Origin of the sequence: Alistipes sp. Marseille-P2263, assembly GCF_018101075.1 — a bacterium.
GTDB lineage: Bacteria > Bacteroidota > Bacteroidia > Bacteroidales > Rikenellaceae > Alistipes > Alistipes dispar.
Genome location: NZ_JAGQEJ010000009.1, coordinates 1 through 15,502 on the forward strand (window position 1 = coordinate 1; position 15,502 = coordinate 15,502).

12 protein-coding genes are annotated in these 15,502 nt (G+C 58.5%); 8 read left to right on the forward strand and 4 right to left on the reverse strand.

The genetic code is table 11. From position 1 onward, the window contains the following. Positions 1-362: GDP-mannose 4,6-dehydratase (locus tag KB554_RS10725; protein ID WP_211036049.1), on the forward strand; the 362-nt coding region annotated here is incomplete at its 5' end. 65 nt (positions 363-427) lie between these two features. Here KB554_RS10725 and pth read toward each other — a convergent pair. Together pth and KB554_RS10735 are read right to left on the reverse strand one after the other, a co-directional pair. Further along, positions 428-991 carry an aminoacyl-tRNA hydrolase gene (pth, locus tag KB554_RS10730; protein ID WP_211036051.1) on the reverse strand — a complete coding sequence of 188 codons (564 nt, stop codon included), beginning with the start codon at positions 989-991 and terminating at the stop codon, positions 428-430. Between the two features lie 13 nt (positions 992-1,004). After that, positions 1,005-1,580 (reverse strand): 50S ribosomal protein L25/general stress protein Ctc, encoded by a 576-nt coding sequence (locus KB554_RS10735; protein ID WP_141428304.1) that lies wholly within the window; start codon positions 1,578-1,580, stop codon positions 1,005-1,007. A gap of 301 nt (positions 1,581-1,881) precedes the next feature. On the opposite strand from KB554_RS10735, the gene KB554_RS10740 reads away from it, so the two are divergent. Next, positions 1,882-3,192, forward strand: coding sequence for a DUF2807 domain-containing protein (locus tag KB554_RS10740; protein WP_211036053.1), 1,311 nt, complete (start codon positions 1,882-1,884; stop codon positions 3,190-3,192). Positions 3,193-3,336: 144 nt separating this feature from the next. On the opposite strand, the gene galE is transcribed toward KB554_RS10740, so the two are convergent. Then, the gene (gene galE / locus KB554_RS10745) at positions 3,337-4,365 is read right to left on the reverse strand and encodes a UDP-glucose 4-epimerase GalE (RefSeq protein ID WP_211036055.1); all 1,029 of its coding nucleotides are present in this window, start codon (positions 4,363-4,365) and stop codon (positions 3,337-3,339) included. Between the two features lie 276 nt (positions 4,366-4,641). On the opposite strand from galE, the gene kbl reads away from it, so the two are divergent. The 4 genes from kbl (at position 4,642) to KB554_RS10765 (ending at position 11,648) form a co-directional block, all read left to right on the forward strand. Beyond that, positions 4,642-5,829 (forward strand): glycine C-acetyltransferase, encoded by a 1,188-nt coding sequence (kbl, locus tag KB554_RS10750; RefSeq protein WP_141428307.1) that lies wholly within the window; start codon positions 4,642-4,644, stop codon positions 5,827-5,829. Between the two features lie 9 nt (positions 5,830-5,838). Continuing rightward, complete coding sequence (locus KB554_RS10755; protein WP_141428308.1) at positions 5,839-6,312, forward strand: winged helix-turn-helix transcriptional regulator; 474 nt, start codon at positions 5,839-5,841, stop codon at positions 6,310-6,312. A gap of 1,112 nt (positions 6,313-7,424) precedes the next feature. Then, positions 7,425-9,710: a hypothetical protein gene (locus tag KB554_RS10760; protein ID WP_211036057.1), complete on the forward strand. Its 2,286-nt coding sequence runs from the start codon at positions 7,425-7,427 to the stop codon at positions 9,708-9,710. A 72-nt stretch (positions 9,711-9,782) separates the two neighbouring features. Continuing rightward, complete coding sequence (locus tag KB554_RS10765) at positions 9,783-11,648, forward strand: hypothetical protein (protein WP_211036059.1); 1,866 nt, start codon at positions 9,783-9,785, stop codon at positions 11,646-11,648. 777 nt (positions 11,649-12,425) lie between these two features. Here KB554_RS10765 and KB554_RS10770 read toward each other — a convergent pair. Then, the gene (locus KB554_RS10770) at positions 12,426-12,887 is read right to left on the reverse strand and encodes a hypothetical protein (protein WP_211036061.1); all 462 of its coding nucleotides are present in this window, start codon (positions 12,885-12,887) and stop codon (positions 12,426-12,428) included. A 90-nt stretch (positions 12,888-12,977) separates the two neighbouring features. Between KB554_RS10770 and KB554_RS10775 the strand changes: the two genes are divergently transcribed. Further along, positions 12,978-13,163, forward strand: a complete 186-nt coding sequence (locus KB554_RS10775; protein ID WP_211036063.1) for a hypothetical protein — start codon at positions 12,978-12,980, stop codon at positions 13,161-13,163. A gap of 262 nt (positions 13,164-13,425) precedes the next feature. Continuing rightward, positions 13,426-15,501, forward strand: coding sequence for a kinase (locus KB554_RS10780; protein ID WP_211036065.1), 2,076 nt, complete (start codon positions 13,426-13,428; stop codon positions 15,499-15,501). The last annotated feature ends 1 nt before the right edge of the window (position 15,502 follow it).

Consider the following 15,502-nt stretch of genomic DNA (forward strand, 5'->3'; position numbering starts at 1 on the left):
CTATCGACACCATATTCCACAGGGGAAAGGTCGCAGAGACGTACAACATCGGGGGATTCAACGAGTGGAAGAACATCGACATCGTAAGGGTGCTCATCCGCACGGCGGACCGTCTGCTGGGAAACCCAGAAGGATATTCGGACGACCTGATCACGTATGTCTCCGACCGAAAGGGGCACGACCTGCGATATGCCATCGACTCGCGAAAACTCCAGAGAGAACTGGGGTGGGAGCCTTCGCTGCAGTTCGAAGAGGGGATCGAACGGACGGTGAGGTGGTACCTCGAAAACCAAGCGTGGCTCGAAAATATCTCCTCCGGAGAGTACCAAAAGTATTTCGATAATGTGTACGGAAAAAGATAGCCCCGACTGTTCCCTTCACCGCACGGCGAACCCGTCCGTCCTCCCTTCTCCGCGGAAGGCCGCGGTCACTTCTTGTTGAAAAAATTCATCGTCGTAGCCACGCCGGCCGTCGCGAACGAGCGGATCGCATCGACGAACACCTTCAGCCGTCCGGGCATCGCCTCGCGCTCAGCGTCGGTCCATTCGCCCAGCACGTATTCCACCTGATGTCCTTTCGGGAAGTCGCCGCCCACGCCGAAACGCATCCGGGCGTACTCCTCCGTACCGAGCAGTTCGGCGATGTTTTTCAGCCCGTTGTGACCTCCGGCACTCCCCTTCGGGCGCAGGCGCAGCATGCCGAACGGCAGGGCGATGTCGTCCGATACGACGAGCAGGTTCTCCGGAGCGATCTTCCCGGCGTCCATCCAGTAGCGGACGGCCTTGCCCGAGAGGTTCATGTAGGTCGAAGGCTTGAGCAGCACGAGCGTCCGGCCCTTGTATTTCACCTCGGCGACGTCGCCGTAACGCGCCGTGGTAAAAACAGCGTTGGACGCCTCTGCGAGGGCGTCCAACACTTTGAATCCGATGTTGTGACGGGTTTCGGCGTACTCGGCGCCGATATTCCCCAATCCAACGATGAGGTATTTCATACGCGGTCAGCGGCTATTTGCCCTCGGCGGCAGCGGCTCCGCGCGAAGCGCGCGTAACGCGGACGGCGCAGACGGCGGTCGTGGCGGGCGTCACGAACCGGAGGTTCTCGAACTGGAGGTCGCCTACGAAGATCGTCTTGCCCACGCCCAGCGGCGTCACGTCCACGACGATCTCGTCGGGCAGGTTCTCCACCAGAGCGCTCACGGTCAGCTTGCGGGCCGACAGCGTCAGCTTGCCGCCGACCTTCACACCCTCGGCGTTACCCGTCAGGCGCACCGGAATGGCGATCGAAACGGGCTTGCCGGCGGCCACGCGGTAGAAATCCAGATGGAGAATCTCCTCGCGCACCGGATGGAACTGCGCCTCGCGCAGCACGGCCTGCTCCTTGCTGCCGTCGAAGTCGAACTCGACGATATACGAATTGGGGGTGTAGATCAGCGGTTTGATCTCGCGGGGATCTACCGAAAAGGCGACCGTCTCGCCGTTGCCGCACAATACGCAGGGAATCATGCCCTCGCGGCGCACGGCCTTGGCCGCCTTCTTGCCGAAGTCGGCGCGCTTCACAGCCTTTACCGAAATGGTTTTCATGGTGTTGTGTTGTTATTTGGTTAATGTTTCCACCGGCGGTTCTCAATGCGGCCTGAAACGGCCGCATCCCACATCCGCCTGTCTTTCGGGCGGCAAAGTTAGTGTAAATAACTGAAAATTAAAAATCGGCGGCGGAATTTTCCCGGAAAAATTTCCGGTTCGGATTTAAATTCCGTATCTTTGAAATCGTCCGCCGGACCGGATCCGGTCCGGCGGACGCGACAGCGGCGTATCCGCGGAGAGGAATGCGCCTCCCCTCCGGACGACGGCGCATCGAACGGACACCTAAAATACAACCGATATGAAAAAACGACTGCTCCCCCTGCTCTGCCTCCTCGCCTGGACCGCCGCGGAGGCGAAAACGCCCCTCCGCACCGCGGCGGAACCCGCCGCTGCGGAAAACCGATCCTCCGCAACGGAACATGCGGCGACAGGATACGTCCCGGCAGGATACACCGCCACAGGATACACCGCGGCGGAACCCGGCAACGGCAGGCGGCGGACCCGGACGCTGAAAGGCAGCGGCCGGATGGAAACGCAGCAGCGCGGCCGGGCGGGCAACTACCACTCCCTGCACGTCTCGCGGGGAATCCGGGTCACGGTCGATCCGGCCGCATCGGACATTCTCGTCACGGCCGACGACAACGTGATCGACCACGTGACGGTCGAAGGACGGGACGGCGACCTGCGCATCTCGATCGACGCCCAGTCGGTCAGCAACTGTTCGGTCTCGGCCGTCGTACCCGCTTCGAAGCGGCTCGAGACGCTTCGCGCCACGGCATCGGCGCAGATCGTCTGCAAAGCCCCGGTCGGAAGGCATTCGGCGGTGCTCCTCGCCTCCTCGGGCAGTTCGATCGAAGCCGACGTCGAGACCTCCGACCTGCAACTGACGCTCTCCGGATCGAGCCGCTTCGCGGGAACGGTGCGCACCGGAACCGGCACGGTCGCCGCCAGCTCCGGCTCGCGGATCCGAACCGACCTGCACTGTTCGGGAACGGGCGATATCCGGCTGACGAGTTCCTCGGCTTTCGACGGTTCGGTGCAGACGGGCGGCGGGCAGATCACGCTGTCGAGCGGCTCGCGTTTCAACGCCCCGGTCAGAAGCGACGGCACGCTGGACATCGTCGCCACCTCCTCGTCGCGTTTCGAAGGACCCGTATCGGCACCGGACACGCGCCTGATGCTGTCGAGCGGCGCAGCCTTCCGGGGCGCCATCCGGACCGGATCGCTCGACGCGACGGCCTCCTCCTCGTCGCGCCTCGACGGAGCGATGACGGCCGAACGGGCCGAGCTGACGGCCACCAGCGGCAGCGCGATCCGCGGTGAATTTTCGGGAGAGCGGTTCGAGGCGCAAGCCACCAGTTCGGCCCGCATCGAGCTTCTGGGCGACGCCCGCGTCTCCGCGGGCAGCGTATCGGCCTCCTCGGGAAGCCGGTTCGATGCGCCGGACCTGCGGGTGGCCGACTATTCGATCAACGCCACGTCGTCGAGCCGGGCCGTCGTATGGTGCACGCGCCTGCTGAAGGCCTGCCATTCGTCGGGCGCGCTGATCGACTACGGAGGCGAATGCAGGGTGGAGGACGCCAATTCGGGGCTTCGGAAACGGCCGTGACCCGCCTCCCGGAACGCTGCGGCAGGGAGGGTCCACGCCCCGCACACGACGAACGCCGGACGGAATTTGCTTGTAAAATTCCGTCCGGCGCCGTACTGTCGTCCCCGTCCGCCGAAGGACCGGGACGGGAAATCCGGAAACCCGCTACTCGATGCCGCGCAGGCGCTTCTCCCACTTCCAGGCCGAAGCGAGCGTCTCGTCGAGCGTGCGCTCGGCCCGCCAGCCCAGCTCCGTGTTCGCAAGGGTCGGGTCGGCCCAGATGGCGACGATGTCGCCCTCGCGGCGGGGTGCGATCCGATAGTTGAGCTTCAGGTGATTGACCTCCTCGAAACGGTGCACCAGTTCGAGCACCGAGACGCCGCGGCCCGTGCCGACGTTGAAGACCTCGTACGGCTCCGCGCTCCGGTTCCCGATCATGCGGCGGATCGCGGCGACATGCGCGCGGGCCAGATCCACCACGTCGATATAGTCGCGGATGCACGATCCGTCGGGAGTCGGGTAGTCGTCGCCGAAGACCGAAAGGCACTCGCGCAGCCCGGCGGCCGTCTGCGTGATATAGGGCACGAGGTTCTGCGGCACGCCGCGCGGCAGCTCGCCGATCAGGGCCGAGGGATGCGCGCCGATGGGGTTGAAATAGCGCAGGGCAATGCCCCTCATCCCCTCGTAGGCTCCCACCGAGTCGCGCAGGATGTCTTCGCACATTTGTTTGGTGTTGCCGTAGGGCGAGGTGGCCGGCTTGCGGGGCGTGCGCTCCGTGACGGGCTGCTTGTCCGGTTCGCCGTAAACGGTGCACGACGACGAGAAGACGATGTTCCGCCGCCCGAACTCGCGCATCAGCGAGATGACGTTCATGAACGAGGTGAGGTTGTTGCCGTAATATTCGAGCGGCTTGCGGACCGACTCGTTCACGGCCTTCGACGCGGCGAAATGGATCACCGAGTCGAACTCGTACCGTTCGAAGACCCGGCGGAACGCTTCGCGGTCGCAGCAGTCGGCCTCGACGAAGGGGATCTCCGTCCCCGTGATGCGGCGGACCCCCTCGACGGCGGCGATGTCGCTGTTCGAAAGGTTATCGACGATAACCACGTCGTAGCCCGCGGCGATCAGCTCCACGGCGGTATGCGATCCGATGTAGCCGGCGCCGCCGCTGACCAAAACACACGATTTTTTCATAGTGTCGCATTTAGTTGTTCGAATTCCAAAGATAGGCAAATTTCCGCGGGACGGCAAGGGCGGCGCGTGAAATTTCATCCGTCCCGCCCGGGACGGAAATACCGCGCGGCGCCGGCTTCCCGCCCCGTCCGCGGGGCTGCGACGGACGGCAGGTTACGATCCGTTACCCGCCCCGGTGAAAAAAGCGGCGCGAAAGTGGCTGTTTTCGGGAAATAATCGTATATTTGTAACAAATTGACACTTCACAGGCGATCATTCATCAAAAAATTAACGGATATGTACGGGAAAATCAAGGAACACCTGCAGCGGGAACTCGCCGAAATCGAGGCTGCGGGGCTTTACAAGAAGGAACGGATCATCGAGTCGCCCCAGCGGGCCGAGATCGAGGTGGCAGGCCGCAAGGTGCTGAACTTCTGCGCCAACAACTACCTCGGACTGTCGGACAACAAACGCCTGATCGAAGCGGCCAAGCAGGCCATGGACCGCCGCGGCTTCGGCATGTCGTCCGTGCGTTTCATCTGCGGCTGCCAGGACATCCACAAGGAGCTGGAAAAGGCCGTCTCCGACTACTTCGGCACGGAGGACACGATCCTCTACGCCGCCTGCTTCGACGCCAACGGCGGCGTGTTCGAGCCGCTCTTCACCCAGGAGGACGCCATCATCTCCGACGCACTCAACCACGCCTCGATCATCGACGGCGTGCGTCTGTGCAAGGCCGTGCGCTACCGTTACGCCAATGCCGACATGGCCGAACTGGAGGAGTGTCTCAGGAAGGCGCAGGCCCAGCGGTTCCGCATCATCTGCACCGACGGCGTGTTCTCGATGGACGGCAACGCCGCACCGCTCGACAAGATCTGCGCACTGGCCGAGAAGTACGACGCGCTGGTGATGGTGGACGAGTGCCACTCGGCCGGCGTGCTGGGCAAAACGGGCCGCGGCATCACCGAGCTCTACGACCTGCGCGGCAAGGTGGACATCCTGACCGGCACGCTGGGCAAGGCCTTCGGCGGCGCCGTGGGCGGCTTCACCACGGGCCGCAAGGAGATCATCGACATGCTGCGCCAGCGGTCGCGTCCCTACCTCTTCTCCAATTCGCTGCCCCCCGCCGTCGTGGGAGCCTCGATCGAAATGTTCCGGATGCTCGCCGAAAGCGACGAGCTGCACGACCGGCTGGTGGCCAACGTCGAACACTTCCGCCGGGGAATGCTCGACGCCGGGTTCGACATCAAACCCACGCAGTCGGCCATCTGCGCCGTGATGCTCTACGACGCCAAACTCTCGCAGGACTTCGCCGCGAAGCTCCAGGACGAGGGCGTTTTCGTCACGGGCTTCTATTATCCGGTCGTGCCGAAAGGCGAGGCGCGCATCCGCGTCCAGGTTTCCGCAGGCCACACGACCGAGCAGCTCGACCGTTGCATCGCCGCCTTCATCAAGGTCGGCAAGGAGTTGAACGTACTTAAATGATCCCCCGCCATGCCTAAGGTAGCACTCGACGCGATAGATCGCAAAATCCTCAAATACCTGATAAAGAACGCGCGGATGCCTTTTCTGGAGATCGCGCGCGAATGCGGCATTTCGGGAGCCGCCATCCACCAGCGCATCCGCAAGCTCGACGAGGCGGGCGTGATTCTCGGCAGCCGGCTCGTCGTGAACCCCAAGATGATGGGCTTCGACGTCTGCGCGCACGTCAGCATCACGCTGCGCGATCCGAAACTGCTGTCGGAGGCCATCGAGGAGCTGAAAAAGGTTCCGGAAATCGTGGAATGCCACTTCATCACCGGAGCGGGCAACATCCTCGCGAAGCTCTACTGCGTGGACAACGAACACCTGATGCGGACGATTTTCGACGGCATCCTGCACATCCAGGGCCTCGCCTCGACCGAAACCATGATCTCGCTACAGGAGGTTTTCCAGCGCGAAATCAACATCGACTTCATCGAGGAGTGACGCCCCCGGGACCGCCGAACCCGGTCCGAAGCGTTTCCGAATACCACCCCGAACACTCCGGGGTGGTATTTTTTTCGGCGGACGGAACCCTCCGCCCGCCGGACATTCCCCTAATATAATAGGTATCCGCCCGAACCGCCCGGCCGTTTCTCCTCCGCCCGTTCAGCATGTTCCGCAGTCCTTTCACCCGCGCCGATACGCCCTTTTAGCCGATCATTGCGCCCGTTCGGCCGATTCCTTCCGGCCGTTCCGACACCCTTCCGGCGGAATTTCCGCACCCGAACGAGCGGTCCCGCCGGACCGGACGGGTCTCTTCCGCCTTCCCGTTCTTCCCGGCGGTCCGGCGGTTTCCGGCCCCGGGGCCCGAAGAAATCCCCGCTACATTCCGCCCGGTCTTCCCTCCGGTCCCCCGGCCTACGTATCATAGAACACACGGAATCAGGCCGAATCCGGTCCTTCGGCGCCGGTCTCGGCAAAAAAAACGAGAAAAATGCATTTTCCGTCCCGAAGTCGGCGCACCCCTCCGCACCGAAGAGTGCCCCTCGTGCGGACGCTCCCGGCGGCATACCCGGATAAACGACTAACACACAGCCCGGAACGACGGCCGAAAAACGGTCCGTAACGACCGGAAAACGGTTCGGAGAAGGACGGTATTTCCCAGTTTAGAAATTACATATTTAAGGGTAAATATTGATTTTCACAAACTTTTTGTCGAATTTTGCCCTGCAACAGCTCCGAAATGAAAGGCGGTCACTTGCATAATTCAAATCTGTTCCCTATATTTGGACGACATATTTGATGCGGAAGCGCAAGTTTATTCTCACAGTGGAATCTGGAAAATTCAATTGGAGAGAGAATGAGCTGACTCCTTTCTACGTTGTACCCGTCTCTTCGGATACAGGCGTGGGGCTGTTGCTTATTTTATCTCCAAGGTATTCCAGAACCTCACTGTTAAAATAAGTCTTCGGCACCACGCTTCCTTTTTTTTAAAACCCTTATTTCTGCTTTCGCGGTGCAGTGAGCATTTTCGTCCTGCGGCGGTTCCGGCCGCCGCGGGGCCGGACAAGGACAAACCCGGTCGGGATTCCCGGCCTTCATAAATCATCAGCTCTATGAAGAAATTCTATCCGTGGTGCCTGCTGTTCTCCGTATTGGGAATGTGCAGCTTTTTGTGGTCGTCGTGCTCGGACGACGGCGACGACGACACTCCGCCTCCGGGAGGAGGGGAAAACTCGTTCGTTTACGAAGGAACCGAGAGCAAAATCGGCTCTGTTGTCTATCAGGTCGATGAAACGGGCAAAACCTACACGTTCTACTTCTCGCCCACAGAGGGCCTGCTCGACCTCGACGCCATGCTGCTGGCCGACGACTACATCAAGATCGAAACCGACACCCCGACGGGCGACATCGACCTGCTCGCCGAAGGCAATTCGCTGCTTTACAAGAAGGTGGACATCTCCGCCGCCTCGGCCGACAACACGGCCAAAAGCACGCTGTCGCTGCAACTGACCTCGCTGACGACGGTCAAGATGACCCTCGACGCCGCCATGAAGTCCGGCGAGACGCTCACGGCCTCCTACAACGGCACGTGCTCCCGCCACAGCGAGCAGAGCGGGCAGGGCGAAGGCATCGTCCTCGATACGCCGGTGTTCAGTTGGTGGCTGGGCAGCGAGAAACCCGCCTCGGGCGCCAACGACTACTACATCGCCGTAACCGACGCGCCCTACACGATCCAGAGCGGCGTTCAGGCCGCGCTCACCGAGCCGGGCTACATGCTGGTCATCGACTGCTACCTCGACAGCGGCGAGAAGTGGAAGACCTTCCCCACGGGCGTCTTCAACGAAAGCCCCGGGCTGGAGGACCACACCTATTCGTTCGACAACAGCTTCGTGCTCTACTTCGACGGAACGAACTACAACCAGATGCACCTCTCGGGCCCGATCACGATCTCGCGCGACGCGCAGAACATCGCCAAGATCTCCACGACGTTCCTCGACGAGGACGGCATCGTCGGCGAAGCGGGCACGGAGTATCCGATCTCGTTCGAGGGCGACCTGCGCGTGGGCAACGGCACGACGCTGCCCACCATGCCGCACCTGATGCACGACATCGAGTTCAAGGGCGTATATGCCCAGGGCGTGTACAGCGGCGACGTCTATGACACCGGCGGCGGCATGATCGAAATGACCTTCTACGACGAGAAGGGCGACGCCGGCGAGCCCTTCGGCTATGCGGTGAAGCTCACTGTCATCGGTCCGAAGTTCCTGGACCCGAAGAAGGAACGCAAGCTCACCCCCGGCACGTACACGGCCGCCACGACCTACAAGAAGGATACGTGGATGCCGGCCGCCGAAATGACCATCCTCGGCATGGTGATCCCCATGGGAACCTACGCCGCCTATGACGACCAGACGCAGAACGGCCAGTACTCGTACGGCTCGGAGGGCACGATCGAAATCGAGGAGCTGGCCAACAACCGTCACCGCGTCACGTTCGAAATCGAGGCGCAGACGGGCTACGTGTTCAAGGGCAGCTTCGAGGGCGACATTCCGCTCGAGGACCAGTCGGACGACAGCGAAGACGACGGCTCCTCGACGCTCACCGAGGATCTCGACATGGACCTGAGCTACCTGGAGAAAGCGCACTGCTTCCCGCAGACGCAGATCTTCGTCCCCGGACTGGGCACGATCGACGTGGCCGATCTCACCACCGTCACTCCGCCCGCTCCGGAAGCCTGCGGCTACCAGTTCATCGACCTCGGTCTCGCCACGGGAACCTACAAGCACGATCCGACCGGCGAATACAACGATCCGGGCAAACTCGTCGAGGGCGACATCGTCCGTCTCGACCTGCTCGTGGAGCCGGGCGACGAGGGCAAGATCACTCCGGGAACCTACACCCTCTCGCCGAACCGCTATCCGGCCCAGATGCGGCCCGGTGTCGCACTCCGCGGCTACCAGGGCGGCGAAGGCCATATCGGTACACGCTGGCTGGGCATCGGCAGCGCGATCGGCAACGGCTATCCCAAATACCACAGCAATCCGGATCACATCGTCATCGACGGCTGGCTCAACATCGCCTCAATGAAGGGATACGCCAGCATCTACGAAGGAACCGTGACGATCACGAAGGCCGAGGGCGGCGAAAACTGGTTCACCTTCGAGGTGGACGGCGAGGACGTGCTGCACCACAGCATCACGGGCACGTGGACCGGCCCGGTCGTGCTGGGCGACGGCGTCACCCCGGTAGTCTCCTCGGGCAAGGAGTTCAAACCCGCGGCCGCGGCCGCACCGGAGGCGAAACCCGCGTCCGAAAAGCAGCGCTTCCCGACGATGCGCGACGCCGCGGACTCGAAACCCGCACAGGCCCTCCCCGCACGCCGGCTCTCGCTCCGGTAGAGGAACCCCGAAACGGCGCGGGTGCGGCCCACCCGCGCCGTTACACCCAAAAACCTTTAAACCCTCTTGCTTATGAAAAAGAGCTATCTTTCGGGACTACGCGTCCTGACCTGGGCGATGCTGCTCGCCGCCGGAAGCTTCGTGTCGTGCTCCGACGATAACGAAGGCAAGGACGGCCCGACGCCCCCGCCCGATCCGGTCGAGCTGAACGACCAGTTCGAATACGACGGAGGCGATCCCGTGGACATCAAGTCGGCGATCTACGAGGTGGAGGACACCGACCTCTACACGTTCTACCTCTCGCCCTCGAACGGCGTGACCGGCATGGACGACATGACCGCGGTGAACGACTTCCTGCGCATTGCGGTCCGCAACCCCAAGGGAACCGTCAATACGGAGACCGACGAGTTCGAGATCGCCTACAAGGACATCGCGGTGAACAGGAACACGCTGAAGACCGACGTCGAGAAGGTGTCGCTGCAGGCCGACCTGGTCGCCGAGACCTCGAAGCTCAACCTCCATGTCGAGGTGACGATGAAGTCGGGCAAGACGCTGCTGGCGCGGTACAACAACACCTGCACCGAGGCCGTTCCCGCCGAGCTGACGAACCAGTACGAGCTGGACAAGACGGTGACCGGCATCGGAAGCGCCGTCGAATGGCACGCCGCCGCGGCCGCCGCGACGACCTACTGCTTCTATGCCGATCCCGACGTGACGGCCCCCTCCGAGGAAACGGCCGGCTTGCAGATCACGGTCGCCGACGGCGTGGAGACCGCCGAAGTCGATCTGGCGACGGCCGACGCCGAAAAGATCCGGATCGCATGCGGCGAGTTCGAGAGCGGCGAAGGCATGACCGGCACGCTCTCCCTGGCCAAGTCGGGCTCGAAGCTCACCCTGACGCTCGACGCCGAGAAGGGCGCGAGCCGTCTGCGTGCCGCCTATGCGGGCGATCCCGTCGTGGGCTACGCGAGCACGAACAGCCTGACGGTGACCGAGGGCGAAACGCACGAAACGAACGATCTGAAGAAGGTGTTCCTCTACCAGAGCGCCGCCACCAACGTCCTCACGTTCGGACAGGTCGCCGATGCCGAGGCTCCCGATGGACTGACGAAGGGCCATTACGCCGTCTCGTTCAACCTCTCGACCTCCCAATTACAGGGTGCGACGGTCGATTTCGGAAAGCAGGAGGCACAGGTGCGGATCTTCGACTACCGGGCCTACCGGACGTGGGACAACGCCAAAGTCGAGGGCGCGACGGGTACGGTGACGACGATCCAGGCCGGCGAGCGGACCTACCTGCGCTTCTCGGTGGAATTCCCCGAGGGTCCGAAACTCGAAGGCGAATGGTTCGGAACGTTCACGACCGTCAAGGAGGAGACCGACATGACGCCCGTCGAGCCGTTCCGCCCCCGTGTCTCGATCAAGTCGGAGACGGGCGAAACGCTCCTGGACTGGGAAGTCACGGCGCTGGAACTGCGTCACGACACGAACTTCCGCGACTCGAATACGGGCGACATGATCGACGCGGCCTACATCTTCTATTTCCGGACCGACAAGACCGAAGACAACTTCGGCATCGACGGTCTCATCGGAACACCCATGTTCCGCCTGCCCGACGCGTACGTCGGAAGGGACAACTTCGATCTGACCGAAGACACCGAATGCAAGTGGGCGTTCAATTTCAACAACTCGAACCTCAGCCGGTACAGCACGGGATACGGATGCAACAACTCCTGGATGAAACAATGTCCCAACGAGGCCACCCTGACGGTCAAGAAGAACGACAAGGAGTGGGAATTCACCTTCACCATGCTGGACTACGGAATGTTCGGTTACACGGAACAGGGAACCAAAAACGTTCTGACGATCGAATGGAAGGGTCCGGCCACCAAATACACCGGATCCCAAAAGAACGACATGACCGACGCGGACTATTGAAGCATTAAAGTAAACTGCCGCTGAAAACAGCCCCTCTTGTGGGGGTAAAAACGAAATGTGACAAACCAGAGGAGAGCAATAAACCCGTAAATACCGTGTAACACAGACAGATAAGCACAAGACCGTCCCGGACAGCCGCTCGATCGAAATGCGACTTTAGTGATACTTTCGTGTTACTTTGACATGCCTTTAAACGGTCCGTTTGAGCGGAAAATATTACACGCCCCGAAATAAGCTATCAAAACAGCTCAAATTCCGGCGATGATATCCTCGATTCCGTATGGAAAAACCCCGCCATACATCGGTAAAATGATGATTACGGTGGGGTTTTATTATGTTGTTACTCCCGCAACGAGTATGCTTCAAGAACTGTTCAAGATACCGTTCAATCGTCCGAAAATCATCTTCAGAGAGCCGATTTTCTGACTCCAGCAATATGGCCCATTTCGAGTTTAAATGTTCATTAAGATGTTCACTAAGATGTTCAATTAATCACGTCCGTAAAAACGAAAAAGATATATTAGATGTTCGTTTAGATGTTCAATTACAACATATATTTATTTGTATTAGTGTGTGCATAATGGTCGTATTTATGCAAAAATAGCATGTAAATAGCGGTTTTATGGATGGATAATACACATTGCATTACTTCAACTTAAATATGTAATACGTTGCATATTAGCATTTTGCTGCATGTTTACGCAGAAAAATCATGCAAATTATGTGTGCGAAAGAATTATCATGTGCTTCAATATTTGGGGACTACGCACATGCTATTTATTCGTTTGCAGCGGCAGAGATGGCATCCTCGGCATCCATAGAAGGGGCCTTTTTTGCTGTTCTGATTTCAGCTTTGAGGGATTCCGATTCCGCTTTTATTAATTCATTTTCAGCTTCGAGATGTCCTATTTGTTTTGCAAGGTCTTTGATTTCAGCATCTTTTTCCCGAAGATAAGTCAATAATTGCGCCACCGTCTCTTTGTCCGATAACTTTGTACTGTCAAACTCATCGAGACGCAGCATATCTCCTTGCCCCGTAATAAGCCACATAAGATTGACCTCTGGAATTATAGACAATATATTCCCTATTGCGGTAGAATTAAGAGGTGTGTCTTTGGCTTTTCCCGTGAAATTAGAGTATGACATACCAATTTTTTCACAAAACTTCTTCTTTCCAAGTCCTGACTTTTCAGCAAGTTGTAATATTCTGTCTTTAATACTACCAAATTTATTTGTCATTTCGCTTGCTAATTAGGGAATATATTTGTTATATTTGCAATGCAGTTTCCAATGTGTAACTGGCGGACAAATATAGCAAAAAAGCAAGTTATGGCAAAAATCATTCTTGAGTACGGAGAGCGCAAGGTGCTCGGCGAGATCTTCAATGTGAGCCAGCTCACCATCCGTAGAGCGTTATCATGCAAGACGAATACAGACCTCGCGAAAAAGATTCGCAAGGTCGCCCTCGACCGGGGCGGTGTCTTAAAACCGAACCAAAATCCTACTCAGCAATGAACAATAGGTGGATCATTCGCGAAAACTACGTCGGGGCTGCGATATTCGGGCTGTTGGCGTTTGGAGGCGCTCTTGGCATGTGTGCCGGGAATACAATTCACTTGCTTACCACTGTAATCAGTGGTTCGGTAAGCTGGGTTCTGTGGCGGGAAGCAAAACAGTTGGAAAATCAGGGATGACAATCGGCTCCCTAATTTTTCCGTAAAACACAAAAGTATTATCCGGAGCGATACCAACACAGGAGCGGTAAAAAAGTAAAACGATGCAACGATTTGGTCATACGATAGTAGTTACAGTAGAGGATCTGACACGTAGCGATGATGGGGAACCGGTAATGACCATGAATAATTATCGGAATCTTGTACGTCGTAAACAACTCAATATCCTTCGCCCCGGTAAAGGACTGGGTTGTTGCGCTCTGATCGAATACCCATCATTGCCGGAACGCTTCCGGCATAAGTTCGAAGCCAAATACGGCGATCCGGAAGAATTGCTAAGCAACAACAAACCGATGATTACGATCAATGCTACGGCCCGCCAATTCTTTGCGGGCTTGGAAGAAGGCTCCTTCCGATTGCCGAACGGAGAGCGGCTTCCGGCCGAAAAGATCGAGGAGTATACGCTGAACGCGTCGGTTCTCGATGTTTTGGTGGAAAAGGTTCAGGAACAGCGGATCGGCCGGAACCGTCTTAAAAACTCGACCCGGATTATTTGGGAGAATATCCTCGCCACGGCCGAACAGATGCGCAATGACTTTCACCACACGCTTCCGGAGAATGCCGCGCGTTTGAAGGATAAATTGAGAGCCTATGAGCGTGAAGGTTTTGCAAGTCTCGTATCGAAAAAATTCTGCAATGCGAACAAATCCAAAATTACCCCGGAAGGAGGGCGTTTGCTGGTCGCACTGCGTCGCAGTCGCATACCGGTCTATACGCTTCGCCAGATATTCGAGGAGTACAATCGTCGGGCCGAGCAAAAAGGATGGAAAACACTCGAGTCGATGAATTCCGTCACGGCCTACCTGGATCGTCCGGATATTGCACCGAAATGGTGGGCGGCAGTCTATGGAGAACTGGCTGCACGCCAGAAGTTCGACCGCAAGCAGCAAACGGTGATGCCGGCTCTTCGCGATGCCTTGTGGTATGGCGACGGTACGAAGCTGAACCTTTATTATAAAGGACGGGACAAGAGCGGGCGTTTGGTCAAGAAAACGGCAATGGTCTACGAGGTGATCGACGCCTACAGCGAAATGCTGTTGGGTTATTGCATCGGGGAGGTCGAGAATGCCGAGATGCAGCGCAGAGCGTTCCGTATGGCAGTCGAGACGGCCGGACATAAACCGTTCGAGATTGTTACGGACAATCAGGGAGGGCAGAAAACGGACAAATCGAAGGAATTCATGTCCCGAATCTGTCGAATCAGCCGCAATACGGCACCACATACGCCGCAGGCCAAGACGATCGAATCGCTTTTCGGCCGATTCCAGCGCGAAGTGCTGCATGCCGACTGGCGATTCACAGGACAAAATATCACGGCTACGAGTCGCGATTCGCGCCCTAATCTCGAATTTGTCGAAGCCAATGCGGACGGGCTGTACACCTTCGAGGAATTATGCAGGGCGTATGCCGATTATCGGGAGCGTTGGAACGATATGCGTCATCCGGATTCGAAAATGAGCCGTCGGGAGATGTATCTCCGCTCGGAGAATCCCGAGGCTCCGGCATTATCCCGATACGACTATATGGAAATGTTCTGGCGCGAGACAGAACGTCCGAGCGAATTCACGTCATCAGGTATTACCATTCAGGTCGAAGGACAACGTTACACTTACGAAGTCTTCGACGCGGCAGGACTTCCGGATATGGAGTTCCGGCGCAAGAATACGACCCGCAAATTCTTTGTCCGCTACGATCCGGACGATATGACGCAGGTATGGCTCTGCACAAAACCGGCAGTAGGCGGCCTTCGGATGGTCGTCCCGGCAGGACCGTACGCAACCGTACACCGGGCCATTCAAGAGCAGTCCTCCGAAGAACAGATATTTCTGCGGGCGATGCTCGAAGCGAACAAACAAGAGCGCATCCTACGTCAGATGGAAGGATACAGGCTCGAACTGGAACACGGCGTTGCCCCGGAACAACACGGACTGCGTACACCACGCCTGCAAGGCCTATCGCGCCGGGATCAGGAACGTCTCTACGACACACGTGCGGTCCATACGCTGACTCCTACCGGTACGGAAGCGGCGGAAAGCTGTGAACCGATTTCCATCGGTCAGACCGAGAAACAGATCAGCAATATGACTTTCGATGAAGCATCATTTTATAACCGATTCTGAT

Coding starts and splice junctions, on each gene's coding strand:
- kbl (WP_141428307.1), top strand. CDS start 4,642: ATGTACGGGAAAATCAAGGAACACCTGCAGCGGGAACTCGCCGAAATC.
- KB554_RS10780 (WP_211036065.1), top strand. CDS start 13,426: ATGCAACGATTTGGTCATACGATAGTAGTTACAGTAGAGGATCTGACA.
- KB554_RS10740 (WP_211036053.1), top strand. CDS start 1,882: ATGAAAAAACGACTGCTCCCCCTGCTCTGCCTCCTCGCCTGGACCGCC.
- KB554_RS10770 (WP_211036061.1), bottom strand. CDS start 12,887: ATGACAAATAAATTTGGTAGTATTAAAGACAGAATATTACAACTTGCT.
- pth (WP_211036051.1), bottom strand. CDS start 991: ATGAAATACCTCATCGTTGGATTGGGGAATATCGGCGCCGAGTACGCC.
- KB554_RS10755 (WP_141428308.1), top strand. CDS start 5,839: ATGCCTAAGGTAGCACTCGACGCGATAGATCGCAAAATCCTCAAATAC.
- KB554_RS10735 (WP_141428304.1), bottom strand. CDS start 1,580: ATGAAAACCATTTCGGTAAAGGCTGTGAAGCGCGCCGACTTCGGCAAG.
- KB554_RS10775 (WP_211036063.1), top strand. CDS start 12,978: ATGGCAAAAATCATTCTTGAGTACGGAGAGCGCAAGGTGCTCGGCGAG.
- KB554_RS10760 (WP_211036057.1), top strand. CDS start 7,425: ATGAAGAAATTCTATCCGTGGTGCCTGCTGTTCTCCGTATTGGGAATG.
- galE (WP_211036055.1), bottom strand. CDS start 4,365: ATGAAAAAATCGTGTGTTTTGGTCAGCGGCGGCGCCGGCTACATCGGA.
- KB554_RS10765 (WP_211036059.1), top strand. CDS start 9,783: ATGAAAAAGAGCTATCTTTCGGGACTACGCGTCCTGACCTGGGCGATG.